Consider the following 23538-nt stretch of genomic DNA (forward strand, 5'->3'; position numbering starts at 1 on the left):
GGGGGGGGGGGGGGGCCCCCCCCCCCCCCCCGGGGGGGGGGCCCCCCCCGCGAAGAGTTCGTCCGCCGTGCTTGCGGCTCACCCCACCCCGTCACGCATCCCGCTGCGCGGGCTGCGTGCCGACCCTCCCCCTCCAGGGGAGGGTGAAGAGAGCTCGCTGCTAATTCGGTCTTCTTCGAGGATGTCCGCGCTATGAAAGAGCAGCCAACGACTTCGCAACCTCCCCGCGTGCTCGTACTCGGCATCGGCAACATCCTGTGGGCCGACGAGGGCTTCGGCGTCCGTGCGGTTGAGGCGTTTCATCGGGCGTTCGCGACGACGGCCGGCGTCACCGTGATGGATGGCGGCACGCAGGGGCTGTATCTGGTCAACCTGCTGCAGGAGCACGATCATCTGCTGGTGTTCGACGCGATCGACTATGGCCTGCCGCCCGGCACGCTGAAGCGTGTGGACGGCGACGAGGTGCCGAAATTCACCGGCGCCAAGAAGATGAGCCTGCACCAGACCGGCTTTCAGGAAGTGCTGAGCGCTGCCGATCTGCTCGGCGCGGCGCCGCGGCGGCTGGCGCTGATCGGATGCCAACCGCAGGATCTCGAGGATTGGGGCGGCGCGTTGACGCCGCGGGTCGCCGCCCGGATCGACGACGCGCTGGCGCTGGCGCGCGACATCCTGGCCGAATGGGGCGTGCAACTCGCCATGCGCGACGCGGCCCCCGTCGAGCCGCTGCTCGTTCACGATCTCGACCAGGACAGCTATGAGCAGCGCGCAAACCCTGTAGTCGCCGCCGCCGGCAACTAACAACCGAGGAGGACACGTCATGACCCGATTGATCCGCACCGGCCTGCGTGGCCTCCTTGCCGGAGGCCTTGCGGCCATGCCCGGCCTCGCCGAAGCGCACACCGGGGTGCATCCGTTCAGCGCCAACGGCGGCGCGGCCGGCTTCGCGCATCCGATGCTCGGCGCCGATCACCTGCTGGCGATGGTCGCGGTCGGCCTGTGGGCGGCCTCGCTCGGCGGCCGCGCGCGATGGCTGGTGCCGGCGAGCTTCGTCGCGCTGATGGCGCTGGGCGCCGCGCTCGGCGGTTTCGGACCGGCGCTGCCGGCGGTCGAGCCGATGATCGCGTTGTCGGTGATCGCGCTTGGCGTGCTGATTGCGCTTGCGGTGCGGGTGCCGACCGCTGCTGCTGCCGCGATGGTGGCGCTGTTCGGGCTGTTTCACGGCGCCGCCCACGGCGCCGAAATGCCCGCGATGGCGTCGCCGCTGGCTTATGTGGCCGGCTTCGTTGCTGCCACGCTTATACTGCACGGCGTCGGCCTCGCGCTCGGCGCGGTCCTGCCGCGCACGCGGGCGCTGAAGTTCGCCGGCGGTGCGATCGCGGCGGCCGGCCTCGCGCTGGCATTTCCGCTGTAAGGCCGGACCCCGCCGATGTGCGTTGGCCTGCCCATGACCGTGATCAGCAGCGACGGCCTCACCGCGCTGTGCGAGCGCCGCGCCGAGCAGCGGCGGGTCTCGACTGCGCTGATCGGCGAGGTCGCGGTGGGCGATCGAGTGCTGGTGTTCATCGACAGCGCCGTGCGTCTGCTCGGTCCCGAGGAGGCGCAGCAGATCGACGATGCGCTCGACGGCCTTGCCGCCGCGATGGACGGGCGGCCGTTCGAGCATCTGTTCGTGGACCTGATCGACCGCGAACCGGAGCTGCCAGAGCATTTGCGCTCCGCGAAACACTGAGCAGGATGGTTGGCAGGTATCATGTGATGGTATCTGGAAGTCTACTATCCAGTTTCCGACAATCGTGTTTCCATTTGTGCTGGCGACAGCGCCCGAATGATCGCAAACGAACCGATTACCGGTGAGTTTGACGACATTCCGGGCGACGATCGAATGGCACGTGGCTTGCTCAATTCAAGCCACCAGCGACAACAACAAACGCCGGGTCCGGAGGAAACATGAGCGCTACGCTCACGCGCGCGGCTGCGCGCCTGCCAATGCTGCCGATCGTCGGCGAGGCCGACGTCGATGTCTTCATCGCATCCGTGCCCGATAGGATCAGCGTGCTGCTGTTTCGCGGCGATCCGCTGCGCTTTCCCGACGGTGACGATATCGCGGTGGTGCTGCCGCAACTGATCGCTGCGTTTTCCGGCCGGCTGGTCGGCGCCGAGATCGCCGCCGGCGACGAGGCGGCGCTGATGCCGCGCTTCGGCGTCAAGGTCTGCCCGGCGATCGCGCTGGCGCGGCCGGGCCGCAGCCTTGGCGCGACTTCGAAGATCCAGGACTGGTCGGTCTATCTCGCCCGCATCAACGTGCTGCTCGATGCCGACGCCCGCTATCTCGCGCAGGAGCAATTGGCATGAGGGTAGGCTACACCAATGTGGCCGGCAGCGACGACATCGACATGCACGTGCTGCCGCTCGGCCACGGCAGCGACCGTCGCGGCTTCACCGGCGCCGGCACGATCGCGGCGCTCGCCACCCGCAGCGGCGATGAGTTGACGCAGCGCTGCCCGCGGCTGGCCGCGATGCTGCCGGAGCTGCGCGCCGCGCTCGCCGCGCATCGCGCCGACGATGCGCCGGTGCAGATCCGGCTCGATCAGCTCGATGCCGACGAACTCCGCCTGCTCGCCGATATTCTGGGCGAGGGCGAGGTCACAGGCATTGTCGCACTCCCGGATCGCCGCGTCGCGCAGATCCAGGAATCGGTGTTCGCCGGGCTGTGGCGGGTGCGGATCGAAAGTGAGGGCGATGCACCGGCGCTCGATTATCTCGAATTCGGCGCCATCCCGGAGATCGCCGCGCGCGCGGCGCAGGATTTCCCCGCCCCCGATATCACCATCGGCGAGGCGCCCGAGGGCGCCATGAACGTGATGCCGGTGCTGGCCGAAATCCGCGAACGGATGGCGGCGCATCGGCCCGGTGCCGCGCCGCAAATCATCAATTTCACGCTGCTGCCGATGACCCCCGCCGACATGGCGCATCTCACAGCGACGCTCGGCAACGGGCCGATCCAGCTGTATTCGCGCGGCTACGGCAGCTGCCGGGTGCTGGCGACCGGCGCGCGCCACGTCTGGTCGGTGCAATATCTCAACGCGATGGACACGCCGATCCTCGACACCATCGAGGTCGGCGACGTGCCCGCCGCGGTACGCGCTGCCGACGAGGATTTTCAGGATTCGGCCGAGCGGCTCGGTGAGATCATCGAGGCGTATTTCGCATGAGCGGCTTCGAGAATTTCGGCCGCCTCGATGCCGATCCGCTGGCGCGGATGGAATGCGGCGTGTGCTGGACGGTGTACGACCCGGCCGAGGGCGACGCGCTCGGCCGCGCCGAGGCCGGCACGCCGTTCGCCGCGCTGCCGCAGGACTGGCGCTGCCCGGTCTGCGATGCCGCACCCCATCAGTTCATGAAGGTGGATGATGCACGCTGACGCCGGCATCGATCGCGACGCAGAGGCCCGCGCGACCGGCGAGGCGCTCGCCGCGATCTATCGCCGGGCCGACGCCGCGATGCGCGATCTGCCGATCTACAATCCCGCGCTCAGTGTCGCCGCGCTCGGCTTTCGCGATGTGGATGACGCCGCGTTCGGCGTCGTGGTGACGCCGTGGTTCATGAATCTCGTCCGCGTGCCGCCGCGCGGCGAGGCACCGCTGTCGCCCGGCACCGTGGTGCCGCGTGCGCTGCCGGTCGGCGTGCTGGATTTCACCATCGGCATGCTCGACGGCCTCGGCACGATGGAAAGCTGCTCGCTGGTGTCGCCGATGCACGACTTCGGCGATCAGCAGCAGGCCGAGAGCACCGCGCTCGCGGCGCTGGACGTGGTGCTCGCACCGGCGCGAAATGAGGAGGCATCGGCTGATAGCAACGTGCCGAGTAGCGCCGTGCCGGCTTCACCCGCGACGCCATCGCTCGACCGCCGCCGCTTTCTGCGCGGCGCCTTGACGGAGCGCCGGCCATGAACGCCGTGTCGCGCGACGATCGGATCTATGTCCACGCCGTGCTGGCGCAGGGGCGCGTCGCCCGGGTCGAGATCACCTCGCGCCGGCCCGTCGGTGTCGGCCGGCTGGCGCAGGGCAAGCCGGGCGAGGCGATCGTCGCCCTTGTGCCGCGGCTGTTCGCGCTGTGCGCCGCCGCGCAGGGCGCCGCCGCAACACTCGCGCTCAGCGCTGCGCGAGGTGAGGCGCTGTCTCCGGATGTTGTGGCCGCACAAGCCAGCGCCGTGCTCGCCGAGCGGTTGATCGAGTTGCTGCGCGGCACGATCACCTCGTTGGCCGGCGATCACCTCCCGGCCTTCGCGCCGCATCTGCGCAATCTGATCGCTGCCGCGCGCCGCTTCGATGAGCGCGGCCTGCTCGACCCCGATGCGATCGACGCCCTCGCCGACAGCCTCGACGCCCTCGGCCTCCCCGAGCACGGCCTCGACGATGCCGACAGCTACAGCGCCTGGCTCGCCTCCGACTCGCCTCTCGCCGCCCTGCACAGCGCACGCACTCCCTCTCCCCGCGTGCGGGGAGAGGGCAGGGGTGAGGGGGCGTCTCCGCAAGGCCGAGCGCTCGCGGATGCACCGGACTTCGGCGCGCTAACCATCGATCCGCTCACCGCCGATGACGATCTCGCGGCCGGCCAACAGCTGCTTCGCTGCAGCGCATCCTTTGCGGCGCGCCCTGATCTCGCGGGCCGCGTGCCGGAGACCGGATCGCTGGCACGGCTCAGCGATCATCCGCTGATCCGATCCGTCGGCACCGGCCTCGCCGGCCGCCTGCTCGCCCGGCTGATCGAGGCCCGCGCCACGCCGCAGCTTCTGCGCGCGCTGCGGCGCGGCGATGCCGATCACGCCGCCATCTTGCGAGCTACGTCGCTCGGCGACGGCATCGGCCTCGGCGCAGTCGAATGCGCCCGTGGCCGGCTGTATCACCTGATCGCGCTCGACCGCGCCGGGCTGATCAGCCGCTACGAGATCCTCGCGCCCACCGAATGGAATTTTCATCCGCAAGGGCCGCTCGCCCGCGCGCTGGTCGGCGCGCCGCTGTGCGCCACCGAGTTCGACCGGCACCGCGTGGCGGCGATGGTCGCCGCGTTCGATCCTTGCGTCGGTTTCGACGTCGCGCTGTGCGAGGCCGCCCATGCATGAGATGGCGCTGTGCGAAAGCTTGATCGAGATCATCGAGCGCGAGGCCAAGGCGCAGAGCTTCGGCAAGGTGCGCGCCGTGTGGGTCGAGATCGGCGCGCTCAGCCATGTCGAGCCTGAGGCGATGCGGTTCTGCTTTTCCGCCGTGGCGCATGGCGGCATCGCCGCCGGCGCGCGGTTCGAAGTGATCGGCGTGCCAGGCGAAGCGTGGTGCATGGCCTGCAGCAAGAGCGTGCCGGTGGCGCAGCGCGGCGATCCCTGCCCGGAATGCGGCGGCTATCAATTGCAGATCACCGTGGGCGATGCCCTGCGGATCAAGGAGCTGGAGGTCGAGTGATGTGCACGGTTTGCGGATGCGGCGACGACAGCGTGGATCCCGGCCAGGGCCATGCGCATGGTCACGGTCACCACCATCACCACGATCATGATCATCCGCACGATCATGCGCACTCCCACGCGCAGGGTGAGCATCATCATCACCATGGCGACCACGATCATTCCCATGATCACACCCATGATCATTCCCACGCGCCGGCGGCCGGGAGTATCGATTTCGGCGGCGGGCTTGCCGGTGTGCACGTCCCGGGCCTGACGCAGGCGCGAATCGTGCAGATCGAGCGCGACATTCTCGCCACCAATGACAGCCATGCGGCCGAGAACCGCGCGCGGTTCGCCGCCGCCGGCAGCTTCGTGCTCAATCTCGTCTCCAGCCCCGGCTCGGGCAAGACCTCGCTGCTGGTCAAGACCATCGCCGACCTGAAGGATCAGCATCCGATCGCGGTGATCGAGGGCGATCAGCAGACCGCCAACGACGCGCAGCGCATCCGCGCCACCGGCGCGCCGGCGATCCAGATCAACACCGGCAAGGGCTGCCATCTCGACGCCCACATGGTCGGCCACGCGCTCGATCAGCTACCTGAACAGACCGGCGGCCTGCTGTTCATCGAGAATGTCGGCAATCTGGTCTGTCCGGCCGGGTTCGATCTCGGCGAGGCCCACAAGGTGGTGGTGCTGTCGATCACCGAGGGCGAGGACAAGCCGCTGAAATATCCGCATATGTTCGCGGCGGCCGAGCTGTTGCTGCTGAACAAGATCGATTTGTTGCCGCATCTCGATTTCGATCTCGCCGCGACCATCGAATACGCCCGCCGGGTCAATCCGCGGATCGAGGTGCTGACCGTGTCGGCGAAGACAGGCGAGGGGATGCCGGCATTCTACGCCTGGATCGTCAAGCGCGCCGCGGCCGCGCGCGCCGCCACGCAGGCCGCGGAGTAACAGGATGGAGCTCGCCCGCGTGCCGCTCGCTGCGAACCCCGGCCCCGCGCCGGGCGCGCTGCGCGTGCGGGTGCGTGGTGCGGTGCAGGGCGTTGGCTTCCGGCCGTTCGTCTACGCGCTGGCGCAGCGCTATTCGCTGGGCGGCTTCGTCGCCAACGATGCCGAGGGCGTGCTGATCGAAGTGGAGGGGGCATCGCTCGACGATTTCGTCGGCGCGCTGCGCCACGAGGCGCCGCCGCTGGCGCGCGTGGACTCGATCGAGACCGAAGCTCTACGCCCGCGCGGCGAGATCCGCTTCGATATCGCCGCCAGCCGCGGCGGCACGGTCGCCACCCGCATCGGCGCCGATGCGGCGACCTGCGAGGCCTGCCTCGACGATCTGTTCGATCCGGCGAGCCGTTTCCATCTCTACCCGTTCGTCAACTGCACCCATTGCGGCCCGCGCTACACGCTGACGCATCGGCTGCCATATGATCGCGCCCACACCTCGATGGCCGGCTTTACGCTGTGCGCCGATTGCGATCGCGACTATCGCGACCCGGCGAGCCGCCGCTTCCACGCCGAGCCGATCGCCTGCGCGCGCTGCGGGCCGCGGCTCAGCCATTCCATCGCCGACATCGTCACGCGGCTGCGCGCCGGCAGCATCATCGCGCTGAAGAGCCTCGGCGGTTATCACCTGCTGTGCGACGCGACGAGCGAATCCGCCGTCGCGGAATTGCGCCGCCGCAAGGAGCGCGACGCCAAGCCGTTCGCCGTGATGGTCGCCTCCGAGGCGTCGCTGGATCGTATCGTCGCCGCAAGCGAAGCCGAACGCGCGTTGTTGCGATCGACCGAGCGGCCGATCGTGCTGATGCAGCACAACGACGCGCTGGCGCCGTCGATCGCGCCGAACCTCGCCGCGCTCGGCGTGATGCTGCCTTACACGCCGCTGCATCATCTGATCTTCCATGCGGCGGCCGGCGCGCCCGCGGGACGCGACTGGCAGCATTCACCGGTCGACCTCATGCTGGTCGCGACCAGCGCGAACCTCGGTGGTGATCCGATCGTGATCGACGATGCGGAGCACCGGCTCGCAGCTGTCGCGGACCTGATCGTCAGCCACGACCGCGCCATCGTGGTTCGCGCCGACGACAGCGTCACCACGATCATCGACGGCGCGCCGTCCTTCATCCGCCGCGCCCGCGGCTACACGCCGCGTCCAATCGTACTGCCGCGCGAAATGCCGCCGGTGCTCGCCGTCGGCGGTTACTTGAAGACCACCATCACGCTGACGCGCGGCCGCGAGGCGTTCGTGTCGCAGCACATCGGCGATCTGTCGACCGCCGACACCGTGCGCTACTTCGAACAGACCGTCGATCACCTGATGCGCCTGGTCGGCGCCGCACCGGTCGCGGTGGCGCATGATCTGCACGCCGACTTCGCCTCGACCCGTTTCGCCGAAGCGCTCGGCCTGCCGCTGATCGCCGTGCAGCACCATCACGCCCATGTGGCGGCGATCGCCGCCGAGCAGGGCGTCGACGCGCCGCTGCTCGGCCTCGTGCTCGACGGCCATGGCGTCGGCAGCGACGGCGGCAATTGGGGCGGCGAGCTACTTCGCGTCGATGGCGCACGGTTCACGCGGCTCGGGCATCTGGCGCCGCTGGCGCTGCCCGGCGGCGATGCCGCGGCGCGTGAACCGTGGCGGATGGCGGCGGCGGCGCTGCATGCGCTGGGGCGGGACGATGAGATCGCGCCGCGCTTCGCCGATCAGCCGCGCGCCGCCGCGCTGGCCGCGATGCTCGCCAATCACGGCTGCGCCACGACCACCAGCGCCGGCCGGCTGTTCGATGCCGCCGCCGGCCTGCTCGGCGTCTGCGCGGTGCAAAGTTACGAAGGCCAGGCGGCCATGCAGCTCGAGGCGCTGGTGCACAGCCCGCGCGTGCGGAGCGGCGGTTGGGAGGTCGGCGCCGGCACGCTCGATCTCTCACCGCTGCTCGCGCACCTTGCGTCGCCGCACGTCGAGCCGCGCGACGGCGCCGAACTGTTTCATGGCACGCTGGCCGCCGCGCTCGCCGACTGGGCCGCGCAGGCGGCAGCGCAGACCGGACTGACTACCATCGCGCTCGGCGGCGGCTGTTTCCTCAATCGCGTCCTGAGCGAGGATCTCGCCGCCCGGCTGCGCGCACGCGGGTTGAAGCCCCTGCTGGCGCGGCAGCTGCCGCCGAACGACGGCGGCCTCAGCCTCGGTCAGGCGTGGATTGCCGGACAAATCCTTGCGGCCTCACAGGAGCAACGCTGATGTGCCTCGCCATTCCGGCCGAAGTGGTCGAGCTGTTGCCCGAGCAGATGGCGCGGGTGTCGCTGGGCGGTGTCGGCAAGGTGATCTCGGTCGCGCTGGTCGAAGGGGTCGCGGTCGGCGACTACGTCGTGGTTCATGTCGGCTTCGCGCTGACGCGGATCGATCCGGAGGAGGCGAGGCAGACGCTGGCGTTGCTCGCCGAAATGGGCCAGCTCGCGGATCAGGTCACGGAGGTCGCGCGATGAAATATGTCGACGAATATCGCGACGGCAAGCTCGCCCGCCAGATCGCGGCGGCGATCGCGCAGGCGGCCGATCCGGCGCGGACGTATCACTTCATGGAATTCTGCGGCGGCCATACTCATGCGATCTCGCGCTATGGGCTCGAGGATCTGCTGCCGCCGAGCGTCCGTATGGTGCACGGCCCGGGCTGCCCGGTGTGCGTGCTGCCGGTCGGCCGCATCGACATGGCGATTGCGCTGGCACAGCGAACCCAGGTGACGCTGTGTACTTACGGCGATCTGATGCGCGTGCCGGGCTCTCACGGCGCTTCGCTGCTGCGCGCCAAGGCCGCTGGCGCCGACATCCGCATGGTGTATTCGACGCTCGACGCGGTGACGATCGCGCAGGCCGAGCCGGACCGCGAGGTGGTGTTCTTCGCGATCGGCTTCGAGACCACGACGCCGCCGACCGCGCTGGCGATCAAGCTCGCGGCGGCGAAGCGGCTGACCAATTTCAGCGTGTTCTGCAACCACGTCCTGACGCCGCCGGCGATCCGCGGCATCCTCGAACATCCCGATCTCGACGGCCAGCCCGGCCCACGGCTCGACGGCTTCGTCGGCCCGGCGCATGTCAGCGCGGTGATCGGCTCGGACGCCTTCGCGCCGTTCGCGTGCGAGTTCGCCAAGCCCGTCGTGGTCGCAGGGTTCGAGCCGCTCGACGTGATGCAATCGATCCTGATGCTGGTGCGGCAGGTCAATGACGGCCGACACGAGGTCGAGAACCAGTACATCCGCGCGGTGACGCTGGCCGGCAATGTGATCGCGCAGGCCGAAGTCGATGCGATCTTCGAGCTACGCGAAGATTTCGAGTGGCGCGGCTTCGGCCGTGTGCCTTTGAGCGGCTTGAAACTACGCGAAGCCTACGCCGTCTACGACGCCGAGCGCCGCTTCGCGATGGACGAGGTCTCCGCCGCCGACAATCCGGCCTGCGAATGCGGCGCCATCCTGCGCGGCATCAAGCGGCCGACCGATTGCAAGCTGTTCGGCACGCTGTGCACGCCGGAGACGCCGATGGGCTCGTGCATGGTGTCGTCGGAAGGCGCCTGCGCGGCGCACTGGACCTATGGCCGCTTCCGCGACCATGCGAAGAGGGCGGCGGCATGAGCGATCGAACCAGGCGGCGCAAGCTCGATCTGAAGAACGGCCGCGTCGATCTCTCGCACGGCGCTGGCGGCCGCGCCATGGCGCATCTGATCGGCGAGATCTTTCACGCCGCGTTCGACAACGAGCTGCTGCGCGCCGGCAACGATCAGGCCGCGTTCGAAGTCAGCAGTGGCCGGATGGTGATGACCACTGACGGCTACGTGGTGTCGCCGCTGTTCTTCCCCGGTGGCGACATCGGCTCGCTCGCGGTGCACGGCACCATCAATGACGTCGCGATGGCCGGCGCGAGGCCGCTGTATCTGTCGGCCGGCTTCATCATCGAAGAGGGCTTTGCCTTCTCCGACCTCAAGCGCATCGCCGACAGTATGGCGGCGGCGTCGCGCGACGCCGGCGTGCCGATCGTCACCGGTGATACCAAGGTGGTCGAGCGCGGCAAGGCCGATGGCGTGTTCATCACCACCACCGGCATCGGCGTCGCGCCGCGCGATCTGGTGCTGTCGTCGGAACTGGCACGGCCCGGCGACAAAGTGCTGCTGTCCGGCTTCATCGGCGACCACGGCGTCGCGGTGATGTCGCAGCGGCAGAACCTCGCCTTCGAAACCTCGATCGTGTCCGACAGCGCCGCGCTGCACGGCCTCGTCGCCGCGATGGTGGCGGCGGCGCCGCAGGGCCTGCGGGTGATGCGCGATCCCACACGCGGCGGGCTGGCCGCGACGTTGAACGAACTGGCACAGCAATCGTCGGTCGGCTTCCGGCTCGACGAGGACGCCGTGCCGGTCCGGCCGGAGGTGGCGGCGGCGTGCGAGCTGCTCGGCCTCGATCCGCTCTATGTCGCCAACGAGGGCAAGCTGGTGGCGATCGTGGCGCCCGACGCCGCAGAGACGGTGCTGGCCGCGATGCGGGCGCATCCGCTCGGCCGCGATGCGGCGCTGATCGGCGAGGTGACCGACGACGATCATCACTTCGTGCAGATGACGACGTCGTTCGGCGGCGGCCGTATCGTCGATTGGCTGTCGGGCGAGCAATTGCCGCGGATCTGTTGAGAGGGGCGGGGCGAGCGCGATGAGCGGGCAGGCGACAGTTCTGGTGGTCGACGACGAGATCCGCTCGCTGGAGTCGCTGAAGCGCGTGCTGAGCGATTCGTTCGAGGTGATCTGCGCGCGCGATGCCGGCGAGGCGCGCCGCGTGCTCGAAAGCGAGATCGTCCACGCCATCCTGTGCGACCAGCGGATGCAATACGAAACCGGCGTCGAGTTCTTCAAGCACGTTCGCGAGACCTGGCCCGATCCGGTGCGCATGATCATCTCGGGCTATTCGGATAGCGAAGACATCATCGCCGGCATCAACGAGGCCGGGATCTATCAGTACATCGCCAAGCCCTGGCATCCGGACAAGCTGCTCGACACCGTGCGCGGCGCGGTCGAGCTGTTCCGGCTGCAGAAGGAGACCGAGACCGCAGGCGTCGACGTCAAGCTGACGCCTGAGCGGGTGCAGCGCGTCGTCACCGAGAAGCGCGGCGTCGCCCGCAAGCTGTATGATTTCGACCGCATCGTCCACGCGTCCGACAGTCCGCTGGCCGACGTTATCGAACTCGGCAAGCGCGCTGCCGAGTTCGACATCTCGGTGCTGATCACCGGCGAGAGCGGCACCGGCAAGGAACTGCTGGCCCGCGCGATCCATTACGGCTCGGCGCGCAGCGGCAAGGCCTTCGTGGTCGAGAATTGCGGCGCGCTGCCCGATGAGCTGCTGGAAAGCGAATTGTTCGGATGCAAGAAGGGGGCGTTCACCGGGGCCTATCAGGATCGCATCGGCCTGTTCGAGGTCGCGGACGGTGGCACGATCTTTCTCGACGAGATCGGCGAGACCTCGCCGGCGTTTCAGGTCAAGCTGTTGCGGGTGCTGCAGGAGAGTGAGATCCGTCCGCTCGGCGCGCAGCGCGTCCGGAAGGTCGACGTCCGCATCGTCGCGGCCACCAACCGCGATCTCGAGGCGGAAGTCCGCGCCGGACGGTTTCGCCGCGATCTGTTCTATCGGCTCGCGGCGTTTCCGCTGCACATGCCGGCGCTGCGCGAGCGGCGGATGGATGTGCCGTTGATCGCCGCCAAGGTGGTGGCCGACGTCGCCAAATCTTACAGTCGCGCCGTCAACGGGATCGCTCCGGCGGCACTCGCGCGGATGCGGCACTACGATTGGCCCGGCAACGTCCGCGAGTTGCAGAACGAGATCCAGCGCATGGTGGTGCTCACCGATGATGGCTGGCTGCAGGAGGCCGACCTGTCGCCGCGCATCCGTCAGGGCGGTGCGCCGATCGAGCTCAAGCCGTCGCATCACGCGGGCCACACGCTGAAGACCAATATCGAGGCGCTGGAGCGGCACATGATCCTGGAGGCGCTGGATCGCCACGGCGGCAATATCAGCCGCGTCGCCGGCGAACTCGGCCTGTCGCGCGTCGGCCTGCGCAACAAGCTCGGCCGCTACGATCTGCGCAAGGGCCTCGCCGATGAGGTCTGATCGCACCGGCCCCGGCGAGAGCCTGATCGACCGCGTCGGCCCGCATCTCTTATCGCCGCTCGAAGGCGATCAGGAGGCGGCGTGGATCGAAGTGATCCGCAAGATGGACGAGGTCTATGCCGACCTGCTGCGCTACGAGACCGATCTCGAAGAGAAGAACACCGCGCTGGAAGAAGCACAGGCCTTCATCTCCAGCGTCATCGAATCCGTCTCCGACATCCTGATCGTCTGCGACCGCAATGGCGTGGTGCTGCAGGTCAATCCGGCTGCGGTGCGGCTGCTCGGCAGCCCGGCCGATTTGCTGCTGGCGCGCTCGCTCGCCGATCTGGTCGATCCGCTCGATCGCGCGCGGATCGAGGAGCTGCTGCGCGCGCCGTCGGCGGCCGAGACGGTTGCGCTCGAGGTCCGCTTCGTCACCGCCACCGGCCTGTCCGATCTCTACGCCATCAACGGCGCCACCCGCAGCGATCCCGCCGGCGCCCGCGTCGGCACGGTGCTCACCGGACGGCCGATCGGCGAACTGCGCCGCGCCTACGAGGCGCTGCACACCGCGCACAGCGAGCTACAGCGCGCGCAGCGCCAGCTCGTCGAGCAGGAGAAGATGGCGTCTCTGGGTCGCCTGGTCGCCGGCGTCGCGCACGAACTCAACAACCCGATCAGCTTCATCTACGGCAACATCCACACGCTGGAGCGCTATCGCGAGCGGATGTCGGCCTATCTGGCCGCGATCCATCACGGTGAAGATCCCGCCGAGGTGGAGCGCCTGCGCCGCGAGCTGAAGATCGACGCGCTGCTGGCGGACTACGCGTCGCTGATCGAGGGCACGCTGGAGGGCGCGATGCGCGTCTCCGACGTGGTGAAGAATCTGCGCCGGCTGAGCTTCCCGAAGAGCGGCGAAACGCTACGCGTCGATGTCGACCGCGTGGTGCGCACCGCGGCGCGCTGGGCGGCGCGCGCCAAGCCGGGGCATGTCGAATTGGACTTCGACATCGCGGCGGACGTTGCGGTGATCGGCAATGAAGGCCAGTTTCACCAGATCATCGTCAACCTCGTCGACAACGCGCTGGACGCTGTGCGCGGCCACGCCGAACCGCGGATCGAGATCGCGGCGAAATTGAACGGCGGCGACGTGGTGATCACCGTCGCCGACAACGGGCCCGGTCTCGCCGAAGGGCTGATCGACAGGATCTTCGAGCCGTTCTTCACCACCAAGCCGGTCGGCGAAGGCACCGGCCTCGGCCTCTGGATCAGCTACGGCATCGCCCGCGAACACGGCGGCACGCTGGCCGCAACTAACAAGCCCGGCGGCGGCGCGGTGTTCACCCTGACGCTAGGGGCGGCGTAGAAACCGTAGCCCCTCACTCCGTCATGGCCGCGCTTGTCGCGGCCATCACGGTGCTATTCGCGAACTCGCGACCTCACGCCAGCAGAAACTCCCTGATCAGCCGCAGCACCTCGTCCGGGCGGTCGTGCTGCAGCCAGTGGCCGGCGCCGTCGACGGTCTCGGCGCGGGCTTGCGGGAAATAGTCGGTGATCCCGGCCGCTGCGGCGTCGCGCAGGAAGCTGTCGCCGGCGAACAGCAGTAGCGTCGGGCAGCTGATGCGGCGCCACAGCTCGACATGGTCATCGGCCCACAGCCGATGCGGCGCCATCACCCGCTGATACGGGTCGAACTTCCAGCCATAGCTGCCGCCGGCATTGCGCTTGGTGCCGTGGCTGGCAAGATGCATCGCCAGCTCCGGCGTCAGTCGCGGATTGCGGACCTGCATCTGCGCGGCGGCCTCGGTGAGATCGCGATAGCGCCGCGGTGCGCGCTCCTCCAGCGCCTCGAGCTGGCCGATCCATTTCACCGTACGCTCGTGCACCGGAGGTTTAGTGGCGGTTGGCGCTACAGTGATACCGTCGAGCACGACCAACTTGCCGACCTGCTCCGGAAACGTGCCCGCATAGATCAGGCTGACCATACCGCCCATCGAGTGGCCGATCACCGTGAGTGGCCCGCGGCCTTGCAGTGCCGGTAATCTGGTGAGGTCGTAGACGTATTCCGGCAGGCTGTAGCTGCCACCGAGCGCCCAGTCCGAATCACCATGTCCGCGCAGGTCGGGCGCGATGACGTTGAAATCCGGGCGGAGCGATCGCGCCAGATGGTCCCAGCTCCGGGCGTGATCGCGGCCGCCATGAACCAGCAGCAGCGGCGGCGCGGTGTCGTTGCCCCAGTCGAGATAGTGCAGACGTAGGCCATGCGAACGATAGAAGCGACTTTCCGGATTTTGCATAAAGTCTCGTGCTGCGGAACGATCGGGTGACAGGGGAGGCAAAGGGAGACATGTCGTCTCGCCGTGGTGCCGCAAGAACAGGCTTGCCCAGTTGATATTGTGTTGCAACACTAGATTGCATTTTCATTGGTAAGCCAACACCGATGTTTTAAAACGACCGCAGGCGCGGCCTTCCCGGCTGGGATAGGCCGGGGCGGGTCTGCAAGGGGCTTCTTCATGTCGGTGCCAAAGAGAGTTCGGAAGCCGTCCGGCGGCGCGCCCGCGCACGTCGATACCAGCGAATTACGCCAGAACGTGCTGGTCGCCAGCGAATTCCTCAAGACGCTGTCGAACGCGTCGCGGCTGCTGATGCTGTGCCAGCTCGCAGAGGGCGAGAAGTCGGTGTCCGAACTGGCTGTGCTGCTCGAGGAGCGCCAGCCGACGGTGTCGCAGCAGCTCGCGCGCCTGCGCGCCGAGCGCCTGGTCGAGACTCGCCGCGACGGCCAGCAGGTGTTCTACTCGCTGGCCAGCGACGAGGTTCGCAGTCTGATCCTGGCGCTGCACGCGATCTTCTGCAAACCGGGCGGCAAGGTCGCCATGCTGCGCCCGCGGGCAGCCGCGGCACGAAAAGCTCCGCGCGGCTGATCAGCCGCGGCCGAACAGGCGCTGCAACAGACCGGGCGGACGTGGCGCCTGCACGGTTGGGAAGCCGGCCCTGCGCCAGGCGGCGATGCCGCCGCCGAGGACGTAGACGTCGCACACGCCCTTCGCTTTCGATTCGATCTGCCCGGCATACATCCGCGTGCGCCCGCCGGAGGCGCAGAAGAAGATCGCCTTGCGCCCCTTGGCGGCGCGTAGATCGCCCTGCGCGAAGCTGCTCAGCGGCAACGTGATCGCACCGTTGATACGTTCGCGCGCGGTCTCGGAGGGTTCGCGGATGTCGACCAGCACCGCGCCGTCGCCCATCATCCGCTGTGCGTCGGTCGCCGAAATCGTCTTCACACTCACCTCATCGCCTCCTTGCCGTCCATATCAGCGGAACGTCGTCAGATAGTGCCGCTCGAAGATCCGCTTCAGCCAGTGAAACAGCTTCATCTTCGGTCCGACGAAGTTGAAGCGTTCGTTGCGGAACACCAGCATGCCGGAGTCCAGCGTGTCGACGATGCACACCAGCTCCGGCTTGAACCGCGTCGCCGGCACCGCGCCGGATTCGACCGCGGCGATGTTGGCCGCGACGGCGTGCGCCTGCAGGTCGGCCTGATGCGCTTGCTTCGGCATCCAGTCCGGGCCGGGGAATGATCCGGCGTCGCCAGCGACCCAGACATTGGGCAGCCCTTCGACGCGGCATAGCTCGTCGGCCTTGATCATCCCGCCCGGTGACAGCGGCAGCTCGGTGCCGGCGAGCCAGGCCGGTCCGGTCAGGCCCGGCATGAACAGGATCAGATCGGCGTCGATCTCGCCGCCGCCGTCGAGCACCACCTTGCGTTCTTCGAGCCGCAGGATCTTGCGGCCGAGCTGCATGCCGATGCCGCGATTCTTCATCTCCTGCAGCAGGCCGTCGACCGCGCGTTCGCCGAGCCGCGCGCCCGGCCGCGCAGCCGGGCTGAAGAACACGATTTGGAAGCCCGGCCGTTTGCCGCGCCGGCGCAGCAGCGTATCGATGATGAACAGGAATTCGAACATCGGCCCGCCGCGCATCGCGCCGGGCTCCTCCGGATTGGTGGCGAAGCCGACCGCGATGGTACCACCCTTCATGACGTCGAGCCGGCGGCCGATCTCCTCGCCGACTGCGATACCCTCGCACGGGATCAGCGCATGCTCGATGCCGGGAAGCTTGCGCATGAACCGGGCGCCACTTGCGATGATCAGATGATCGTTCGAATAGTCGCCATGATCGGTCACCACGGTGCGACCGCCGTTCCTCAGTCCGACCACCGAAGCCTCGACGAAATCGATCCGATACTTATCGAAGAAGTGCGCCAGCGGCACTTTCAGTTTCTCGCCGCTGCGCAGGCCGGCCGGAATCCAAATCGTGCTCGGCAGGAAATGCAGCTCGCGCCGCGGTGAGATCATGGTGATGACCGCATCGACCTTGCGCTTGCGCAGCGCGCGGGCCGCGGTCAGCGCCGCGAAGCCCGATCCGATGATGGTGATATTCCGCATCCTGGCGTTCCTGTCGGCATCGGCCTGCCGTTCGTGCTCCGACGCTCCCACGGCGGCGGCGGAACGTCTGTGACGATGTCACCGCGGCTCCGGACGATGGCTGCTATCGGGAGATCGGGATTGCGCGGACACGCAGGCGCGGCCAAGCTCGTGGCGCGGGCAGGCGGCAGCGCAGTGCGCGCGCGTGATTGGAAAGTCGGGACCCTCATGGCATCGGAAGAATTCAACCGCTGGGACAGCCGGTTCGCGGTCGAGGATTACGTCTTCGGCACCGCGCCGAACGCGTTTCTGGCGTCGTGCCGCGACTTGTTGCCGAAACAGGGGCGGGCGCTGTCGATTGCCGATGGCGAAGGCCGCAACGGCGTGTTCCTGGCCGAATGCGGACTGTCGGTGCTGTCGGTGGATTTCTCGCCGGCCGCGCAGGCCAAAGCGCACAAGCTCGCGGCCGAACGCGGCGTGACGATCGAGACCCGGACCGCCGATCTGTTGAGCTGGGACTGGCCGGGCGATTTCGACGTCGTCGCCGGCATCTTCTTCCAGTTCGTCGAGGCCGAGCAGCGTCCGCGGATCTTCGAGGCGATCCGCGCGGCGCTGAAGCCCGGCGGTCTGCTGCTGATCGAAGGCTATCGGCCGAAGCAGCTGATCTACAAGACCGGCGGTCCGAGCCGCGCCGACAATCTCTACACCGCCGAACTGCTGCAGGACGCATTCGGCGATTTCAACAATTTGTCGATCCGCGAGCACGACAGCGAAATCACCGAGGGCACCGGTCATGCCGGGATGTCGGCGTTGATCGATTTGATCGGGTGGAAGCCGCGCTGATCACTCCATCGCGCAGCCGTCGGGCACCGGCGCGCTGCCTTGGCGCAGGCCGAGCCAGGCGTCGATCGTGGATTGGTCGAAGCCGGCTTCGCGGCGGTCGCCGGATTGGATCAGCGGTCGGCGGATCAGGATCGGCTCGGCGATCATCAGCGCCAGCGCGGCGCTCTCGTCGAGCGCGGCCAGATCGATCGCACCGGCTTTGATCTTCGGCGCGGAGGCGTTGAACCAATCCGGGATCGGCTTATCGCCGAAGAACGGCCGCAGCGTTGCCGGCGTCCACGGCTCGGCGAGCAGGTTGCGCACCTCGAGCTGGTGTCCCGACGCGATCAGCAACGCCTTCTGCCGCGCGTTGCCGATGCAGCCGGGCTTCTCGTAGAAAATCACCTGCGCCATGGTCGTTCTCCCTCAGCCCGTCGCCGCGTCCGAATGCGCTCCCGCCGCCGCGGCGTCGCGCCACCAGGCGTCGAGCGCGGCGCGGTTGCAGGGCAGCTCGGTGCTCGCGTCGCCGACGAAGGCGCGCCACGCCTCGGCGCATTTCTCCGGCACCGCGGTCAGCAGCGGCAGGCCGGCCATGATGGTCTCGGCGAATTCGGCGCGCAGGCCCTGGCCGGTCGCCTCCTGCTTGGAGAATTTGTTGATCACCACCAGCGCGACCTCGCCGGCGATTGCGCGGGTCACCGCTTGGGCCGAGTCCGCCAGCCCGGCCGCGTCGAGCTTGCAGGAGCCGGCCCCACCGCCCAGCGTCTGCGAGATGCCGATCGCCGCGCCGGTCATCAGGTCGATCACCTGCATGTCGATCCGTCGCCCGGTCGCGTCCTTGACGTTTCGCTGCACCAGGCCGCCGAGCCTGTCGCCGGCGCGCACCCGCTCGGCCGCAAAATCGGCCAGCAGGCTGTCGACATCGTCATCGCCGCGATAGATCACGGCGGCGATGCGGGGCTCGGTCGGCGTCATGGCGTGCCTCCTGGTGCGGCGGATCGGCCTGGATCGATCAGCAAACCTTGTGCCGCCGCTACGGTCTGGCGGCATTGGCAAAACGCCTGATCGGCGAAGGCCTTGTAGCATACCCCTGCGATCGTCCGGGCTGTGGTGAAGCCGACAGCGTTGTATAGGTCTGGACATAACGGCCGCCAGCACGGACTTTCGTGGCGCGCCATCGTCCTTGCTCGAGGAGCCCGCATGCCCGCCGTGACCACCGCCGAACTGCAGCGCCTGCTAGACGACGACGTGCCTTACGGCGACCTGACCACCGAGGCGCTCGGCATCGGTGACCAGGCCGGGGTCATGGCGTTCGCTGCACGCGATCCGATGGTGCTGGCGCTGGCCGAGGACGCCGCCGCGCTGCTGCGGCTGTGCGGCTGCGAGGTCGAGCTGTTTGCCAGGTCGGGCGACAAGCTCGCCGCCGGCGCGCCGATCCTGGTGGCGCGCGGCGCGGCGTCGGGGCTGCTGCGCGGCTGGAAAGTGGCGCAGACGCTGATCGAGATCTGGTCCGGCGTCGCCACCGCCACACGCGAGATCGTCGAGGCCGCGCGCGCGGTGTCGCCGGGCATCGCGATCGCCTGCACCCGCAAGAACACGCCCGGCACCAAGCGCTTCGCCGTCGCGGCGGTGAAGGCCGGCGGCGCCGTGATGCACCGGCTCGGCCTGTCGGAGACCATTTTGGTGTTCGCGGAGCATCGCGCGTTTCTGGACGAGCAGCTCGCCGCCACCGTCGCGCGGCTACGCGCCGCCGCGCCGGAGAAGAAGCTGATCACCGAAGTCGCCTCGATCGACGCCGCGGTGGCGGCCGCCGAAGCCGGCTTCGACGTGCTGCAACTGGAAAAATTCGCCCCCGCCGACGTCGCCGCTCTGGCCGCGCATCTCGCCGCCACGCCCCACCACCCCGTGATCGCCGCCGCCGGCGGCGTCAACGCCAGCAACGCCGCGGCGTATGCGGAGGCGGGTGCCCATGTGCTGGTCACCTCGGCGCCCTACATGGCAAAGCCGAGGGACGTGCAGGTGCGGATTAGTCGGGACGCGAAGTAATCGGGGTGCGGAGTAACAAGTAACCACAGAGCGGAAATCCCGCCCCGAACCGCAGCGCGCTCCCTCTCCCGCTTGCGGGAGAGGGCTGGGGTGAGGGCGCCCCAGGCAGTGAGTCCGCGTTTCGCGGAACGGAGTGCCCTCACCCGCCGCGCTACGCGCGTCGACCTCTCCCGCAAGCGGGAGAGATTGCGCCGCCGCGACGGAGAACCGGTCACCCCCGCGCGTAGCTCGCGGCCCGGTCGGCGATCGTCTCGCGCAGTACCGTCTTCTGGATCTTGCCGTTGGCGTTGCGTGGCAGCGGCTCTGAACGGATGATGATGCTTTCCGGCACCTTGTAGTCCGACATCCGCGCCGCGCAGTAGGCGGCGACGTCGCGTTCGCTCAGCGCAACATCACCGTTCGTCACCACGATGGCGTTGACGCGTTCGCCGAGCACCGGATCGGGCGTGCCGATGATCGCGGTCTCGAGCACGCCGTCGATGCCGCAGATCACGTTCTCGACTTCGGCCGAGAAGATCTTGAAGCCGCCGCGGTTGATCATGTCCTTCTTGCGGTCGAACACCCGCACGAAGCCATCTTTGTCGATCGAGCCGATGTCGCCGCTGCGCCAGGAGCCGTTCACGAATTCCTTCTCGTTCGCGTCTGGTCGCTGCCAATAGCGCGGCACCACCATCGGGCCGGCGATCAGCAGTTCGCCGGGCTCGCCGGGCGCGACCTCGTTGTCGTTGGCGTCGACCACGCGGACATGGGCGTAGGGCACCACCTGGCCGACACTGTCCATGTGGTCGCGCCAAAAGGCCTGCGGCATGATGGTGGTCGGCGAGGTGGTCTCGGTCGCCCCATAGGCATTGCGGAGCTGTAGATTGGGCAGCCGCTTGCTCAGCATCTCGATGGTCGGCACCGGCATCGGCGCGCCGCCGAAGCAGCCGATCCGCCATGCCGTAAGGTCATGCCTGTCGAATTCCGGCGACATTGCCACCAGCGTGTAGATCGCCGGCACCAGAATCGACCAGGTGATGCGCTCGCGGCTCGCCAGCGCCAGGAAGTCGGAGGTCTTGTAGGCCTGCCGCATCAGCACCACACAGCCGCCGGCCGCCAGCGTGGCGTAGGACACGCCAACCAGGCCGGTGACATGCGACAGCGGCACCGCGACCAAACCGCGGTCGTGCTCGGTCAGTGCGTGCGCGCGGGCGAACGCATAGGCCGAGTGCAGGATGCTGAGATGCGTCAGCTCGGCGCCCTTGGGCTTGCCGGTGGTGCCCGAGGTGTAGAGGATCACCGCGGTGTCGTCCTCGTGCAGCGGCACCACCGGCGCCTGGGCAGGATCGGCGGCCAGCAGATCGTCGAACGGCCGGGCGCCGGGCGCGTCACCATGCGCGACGAACCGTTGCGTCAATTCGGGTGCTTCTGCGGCTGACGGGATCTGGTCGGCCAGCTCGGCCTCGAACACCAGCAGCTTGGCGCCGCTGTTGCCGAGCAGGAATTCCAGCTCGGCCTTGCGCTGTCGCGTGCCGATCGGCACCACCAGCGCGCCGATGCGATTGCAGGCCAGCGTCAGGCTGAGGAACTCCCAGCAATTGCCGAGAAACAGCGCGACGCGGTCGCCGCGTGCGATGCCGAGCGACGTCAGCGAGGCTGCGATCCTGCGGACCAGAACGTCGAGTTCGGAATAGGTACGGGTGCGGTCGTCGACGATCGCCGGGCGGTCGCCGAACCGCGCGACCAGATCGTCGAACATCGCCGCCAGATGCGGCGGGCGGTCGGCGAAGCACAGCATCGTCCTGTCGCCATAGTGGGTTTCGCGGCGCAGCGCGCCGCCGATGCCGGTGTCCGCCCAGAACGTCATGCACGTTTCCTCGTTTTCGTTTCTTGGGGCGCCGGTCGGCGGCCCGGCGCCACTCTGCGGCGGCGCCGGCATAGATTATCCCGGCGGATGCGCTCACCGCCAGTGCGCTTGTGGATTGATCCGTCAGGTGAAGGCTGGGTCGTTCGGCACGCGCTGCAGGACAAGCGGTGACGGGCGCACGGCGCAGCCGGCTGCGCCGGCCTGGGGGGCCGGCGCCGGCTCTCATCATGGTGAGGCGGGGAGGGCGGGACCGGCCCTGGCTCGGCCGGTCCCGGGATCTTACTCCGCGGCCTGCATGATGCCGCGGGACTTCGCGATCGGGTCGGCGACGGTGTCGATCGCCTCCATGGTCTTTTCGAACGGCACGAAATCGTCGTCCATGATCGCGCGAGGATTGAAGCTCTCCTCGGCGATGACGCCGTGCACGCGGCGGCGCTGCATGCCCATGTTGCCGCCGTCATAGATCGGCAGCACCGCGGCCTCGCGCAGGTACTTGCCGAACTTGTACTCGGTCGACAGGCTGTTGACGCCGACGATCTGCATGCACTTGTAGACGCACTCGAACATCGTCTCGGTGACGTTGATCTTGCACATCGCGCCGAGCAGCTCGGCATGCTGCGCGTGCTTGTCGAGATAGTCCGCCGCGCGCCAGGAGAAGTAACGGGCGGATTCGATCTTCGCTGCGACGTCGCCCATGATGTAGCCGGCATTCTGGAAGCGGATGATCGGCGTCAGCGATCCGGCGGTGTTCTTTTTGAGGAACGTGAGGGCGTCCTCGTAGGCCGCGCGCGCTACGCCGACGGCGGCGATGGCGGCGACGGGGCCGGACCAGGCGAAGTTGCGGTTGATGACGAAGTCACCGTTGCCTTCGGCGCCCGGCAGCAGATTGTCGACCGGGACCTTGGCGTTGTCGAAGATCACCAGCGCGTTCGAGGTGGTGCGGTGGCCTTCCTTGTCGAGGAATTTCCAGGTGATCCCGGGCGTGCCGCGTTCGACGACGATCGCCGAGAGACCCTGGGTTCCGCCGACGCTGCTGTCGGTTCGGATGATCGCCGTCTGTGTATTGCTGCCGAGCCCGTCCCAGCCGGCCGACGACGACCATTTCTTCTTGCCGTTGAGGACGAAGTAATCGCCCTCGCGAACGGCGGTCATGCCGATGCCGGCCTTCGGCAACGGGCTGTCGAAATTCGCGGTGCCGCCGCTGCCACCGGGCGGTTCGCCGGCGGTCCAAGCGCTGAGATAGGTGCCGGTCGGGTCGGAGGTCGCCTCGCCGATGAAGCGCTTCTTCTGTTCCTCGGAGCCGTACCAGGCGACGGGCATCAGGCCGAGGCCGTTGCACAGGACGGTGCAGGCGAAGCCGGGATCGACGGCGCAGATCTCCTCGGCCGCGATCACGAAATCCAGGCAGGACAATCCGCCGCCGCCATACTCTTTCGGCAGCATCGCCATCGCGATGCCGGCCTTGTAGGCCTCGATGTAGGCCCCCTTGGTCATCTGGTACGCCAACATCGGATCAGGCTCTTTGTCGGCCGCGGGTATCACCGGCGCCAGGACCCCTTCGGAAAAATCCCGCGCCATCTTCTGGATTTTGCGCTGCTCCGCCGACATCGTGAAATCGATCGCCATTCGCGTTCTCCACTGTGCTGATTACTTGTCGTTGCAACGAAGAGCCCGGCCGCCCCGCTCAACGTCCGTATCATCGGTCGGCCAGGGCAAACGACAAGAAGATGTTTTAGGCAGTAAAAACTGTTTAAACTGGCTATAAGCTTTTTGGACGTGCACGCTGTCGGGGTTTTGTGCAGGATGTGGCCGAAATTCACGCAGCGGCAGTGACGGTCTTGGGTTACATCTGACGCGAGG

26 protein-coding genes are annotated in these 23538 nt (G+C 68.1%); 19 read left to right on the top strand and 7 right to left on the bottom strand.

Annotated elements, in window-relative coordinates; genetic code table 11:
* Nucleotides 1-192: 192 nt before the first annotated feature.
* The 16 genes from LPW26_RS22450 (at nt 193) to LPW26_RS22525 (ending at nt 13912) form a co-directional block, all read left to right on the top strand.
* Entirely contained in the window at nt 193-798 is a 606-nt protein-coding gene (locus LPW26_RS22450) for a HyaD/HybD family hydrogenase maturation endopeptidase (RefSeq protein WP_238737940.1), read from the top strand.
* A gap of 19 nt (nt 799-817) precedes the next feature.
* The gene (locus tag LPW26_RS22455; RefSeq protein WP_238737941.1) at nt 818-1411 is read left to right on the top strand and encodes a HupE/UreJ family protein; all 594 of its coding nucleotides are present in this window, start codon (nt 818-820) and stop codon (nt 1409-1411) included.
* 15 nt (nt 1412-1426) lie between these two features.
* The gene (locus tag LPW26_RS22460; protein ID WP_238737942.1) at nt 1427-1729 is read left to right on the top strand and encodes a HypC/HybG/HupF family hydrogenase formation chaperone; all 303 of its coding nucleotides are present in this window, start codon (nt 1427-1429) and stop codon (nt 1727-1729) included.
* Between the two features lie 218 nt (nt 1730-1947).
* Nucleotides 1948-2352 carry a thioredoxin domain-containing protein gene (locus tag LPW26_RS22465; protein WP_238737943.1) on the top strand — a complete coding sequence of 135 codons (405 nt, stop codon included), beginning with the start codon at nt 1948-1950 and terminating at the stop codon, nt 2350-2352.
* On the top strand, nt 2349-3212 hold the full coding sequence (locus tag LPW26_RS22470) for a hydrogenase expression/formation protein (RefSeq protein ID WP_238737944.1): 864 nt from the start codon (nt 2349-2351) through the stop codon (nt 3210-3212). The genes LPW26_RS22465 and LPW26_RS22470 overlap by 4 nt, the downstream gene beginning before the upstream one ends.
* Complete coding sequence (locus tag LPW26_RS22475; protein ID WP_238737945.1) at nt 3209-3421, top strand: rubredoxin; 213 nt, start codon at nt 3209-3211, stop codon at nt 3419-3421. The genes LPW26_RS22470 and LPW26_RS22475 overlap by 4 nt, the downstream gene beginning before the upstream one ends.
* Nucleotides 3408-3950 (top strand): [NiFe]-hydrogenase assembly chaperone HybE, encoded by a 543-nt coding sequence (hybE, locus tag LPW26_RS22480; RefSeq protein WP_319942192.1) that lies wholly within the window; start codon nt 3408-3410, stop codon nt 3948-3950. The genes LPW26_RS22475 and hybE overlap by 14 nt, the downstream gene beginning before the upstream one ends.
* Nucleotides 3947-5122, top strand: coding sequence for a nickel-dependent hydrogenase large subunit (locus tag LPW26_RS22485; RefSeq protein WP_238737946.1), 1176 nt, complete (start codon nt 3947-3949; stop codon nt 5120-5122). The genes hybE and LPW26_RS22485 overlap by 4 nt, the downstream gene beginning before the upstream one ends.
* Entirely contained in the window at nt 5115-5456 is a 342-nt protein-coding gene (gene hypA / locus LPW26_RS22490) for a hydrogenase maturation nickel metallochaperone HypA (protein WP_238737947.1), read from the top strand. Before LPW26_RS22485 ends, hypA begins: the two co-directional genes overlap by 8 nt.
* The gene (gene hypB / locus LPW26_RS22495; protein WP_238737948.1) at nt 5456-6394 is read left to right on the top strand and encodes a hydrogenase nickel incorporation protein HypB; all 939 of its coding nucleotides are present in this window, start codon (nt 5456-5458) and stop codon (nt 6392-6394) included. The genes hypA and hypB overlap by 1 nt, the downstream gene beginning before the upstream one ends.
* 4 nt (nt 6395-6398) lie before the next feature.
* The gene (gene hypF, locus LPW26_RS22500; protein ID WP_238737949.1) at nt 6399-8672 is read left to right on the top strand and encodes a carbamoyltransferase HypF; all 2274 of its coding nucleotides are present in this window, start codon (nt 6399-6401) and stop codon (nt 8670-8672) included.
* Nucleotides 8672-8917, top strand: coding sequence for a HypC/HybG/HupF family hydrogenase formation chaperone (locus LPW26_RS22505; RefSeq protein WP_238737950.1), 246 nt, complete (start codon nt 8672-8674; stop codon nt 8915-8917). Before hypF ends, LPW26_RS22505 begins: the two co-directional genes overlap by 1 nt.
* Nucleotides 8914-10056 carry a hydrogenase formation protein HypD gene (gene hypD, locus LPW26_RS22510; RefSeq protein ID WP_238737951.1) on the top strand — a complete coding sequence of 381 codons (1143 nt, stop codon included), beginning with the start codon at nt 8914-8916 and terminating at the stop codon, nt 10054-10056. The genes LPW26_RS22505 and hypD overlap by 4 nt, the downstream gene beginning before the upstream one ends.
* Nucleotides 10053-11099, top strand: a complete 1047-nt coding sequence (gene hypE, locus LPW26_RS22515) for a hydrogenase expression/formation protein HypE (protein WP_238737952.1) — start codon at nt 10053-10055, stop codon at nt 11097-11099. Before hypD ends, hypE begins: the two co-directional genes overlap by 4 nt.
* A 19-nt stretch (nt 11100-11118) precedes the next feature.
* Nucleotides 11119-12567: a sigma-54-dependent transcriptional regulator gene (locus LPW26_RS22520; protein WP_238737953.1), complete on the top strand. Its 1449-nt coding sequence runs from the start codon at nt 11119-11121 to the stop codon at nt 12565-12567.
* On the top strand, nt 12557-13912 hold the full coding sequence (locus tag LPW26_RS22525) for a sensor histidine kinase (protein WP_238737954.1): 1356 nt from the start codon (nt 12557-12559) through the stop codon (nt 13910-13912). Before LPW26_RS22520 ends, LPW26_RS22525 begins: the two co-directional genes overlap by 11 nt.
* 73 nt (nt 13913-13985) lie before the next feature.
* Here the strand turns inward: LPW26_RS22525 and LPW26_RS22530 are convergent, their stop codons facing one another.
* On the bottom strand, nt 13986-14843 hold the full coding sequence (locus LPW26_RS22530) for an alpha/beta fold hydrolase (RefSeq protein ID WP_238737955.1): 858 nt from the start codon (nt 14841-14843) through the stop codon (nt 13986-13988).
* A 216-nt stretch (nt 14844-15059) separates the two neighbouring features.
* On the opposite strand from LPW26_RS22530, the gene LPW26_RS22535 reads away from it, so the two are divergent.
* Nucleotides 15060-15467 carry an ArsR/SmtB family transcription factor gene (locus LPW26_RS22535; protein ID WP_238737956.1) on the top strand — a complete coding sequence of 136 codons (408 nt, stop codon included), beginning with the start codon at nt 15060-15062 and terminating at the stop codon, nt 15465-15467.
* Here the strand turns inward: LPW26_RS22535 and LPW26_RS22540 are convergent, their stop codons facing one another.
* The gene (locus LPW26_RS22540; RefSeq protein ID WP_238737957.1) at nt 15468-15830 is read right to left on the bottom strand and encodes a rhodanese-like domain-containing protein; all 363 of its coding nucleotides are present in this window, start codon (nt 15828-15830) and stop codon (nt 15468-15470) included.
* Nucleotides 15831-15854: 24 nt separating this feature from the next.
* Nucleotides 15855-16985 carry an NAD(P)/FAD-dependent oxidoreductase gene (locus tag LPW26_RS22545; protein WP_238737958.1) on the bottom strand — a complete coding sequence of 377 codons (1131 nt, stop codon included), beginning with the start codon at nt 16983-16985 and terminating at the stop codon, nt 15855-15857.
* 207 nt (nt 16986-17192) lie between these two features.
* Here LPW26_RS22545 and LPW26_RS22550 point away from each other — a divergent pair, with 207 nt between their 5' ends.
* Nucleotides 17193-17807 (top strand): SAM-dependent methyltransferase, encoded by a 615-nt coding sequence (locus LPW26_RS22550; RefSeq protein ID WP_238737959.1) that lies wholly within the window; start codon nt 17193-17195, stop codon nt 17805-17807.
* On the opposite strand, the gene LPW26_RS22555 is transcribed toward LPW26_RS22550, so the two are convergent.
* Both LPW26_RS22555 and LPW26_RS22560 read right to left on the bottom strand, forming a co-directional pair.
* Nucleotides 17808-18200, bottom strand: a complete 393-nt coding sequence (locus LPW26_RS22555; RefSeq protein WP_238737960.1) for an ArsC/Spx/MgsR family protein — start codon at nt 18198-18200, stop codon at nt 17808-17810.
* A gap of 12 nt (nt 18201-18212) precedes the next feature.
* Nucleotides 18213-18761, bottom strand: a complete 549-nt coding sequence (locus tag LPW26_RS22560; protein ID WP_238737961.1) for a DUF2478 domain-containing protein — start codon at nt 18759-18761, stop codon at nt 18213-18215.
* A gap of 225 nt (nt 18762-18986) precedes the next feature.
* Here LPW26_RS22560 and modD point away from each other — a divergent pair, with 225 nt between their 5' ends.
* Nucleotides 18987-19832, top strand: coding sequence for a ModD protein (modD, locus tag LPW26_RS22565; RefSeq protein WP_238737962.1), 846 nt, complete (start codon nt 18987-18989; stop codon nt 19830-19832).
* A 211-nt stretch (nt 19833-20043) separates the two neighbouring features.
* Here the strand turns inward: modD and LPW26_RS22570 are convergent, their stop codons facing one another.
* Together LPW26_RS22570 and LPW26_RS22575 are read right to left on the bottom strand one after the other, a co-directional pair.
* Complete coding sequence (locus tag LPW26_RS22570) at nt 20044-21678, bottom strand: class I adenylate-forming enzyme family protein (protein ID WP_238737963.1); 1635 nt, start codon at nt 21676-21678, stop codon at nt 20044-20046.
* A gap of 279 nt (nt 21679-21957) precedes the next feature.
* Nucleotides 21958-23304, bottom strand: coding sequence for an acyl-CoA dehydrogenase family protein (locus LPW26_RS22575; protein WP_238737964.1), 1347 nt, complete (start codon nt 23302-23304; stop codon nt 21958-21960).
* Nucleotides 23305-23538: the final 234 nt, after the last annotated feature.

Source organism: Rhodopseudomonas infernalis, from assembly GCF_022271405.1.
Taxonomy (GTDB): domain Bacteria; phylum Pseudomonadota; class Alphaproteobacteria; order Rhizobiales; family Xanthobacteraceae; genus Rhodopseudomonas; species Rhodopseudomonas infernalis.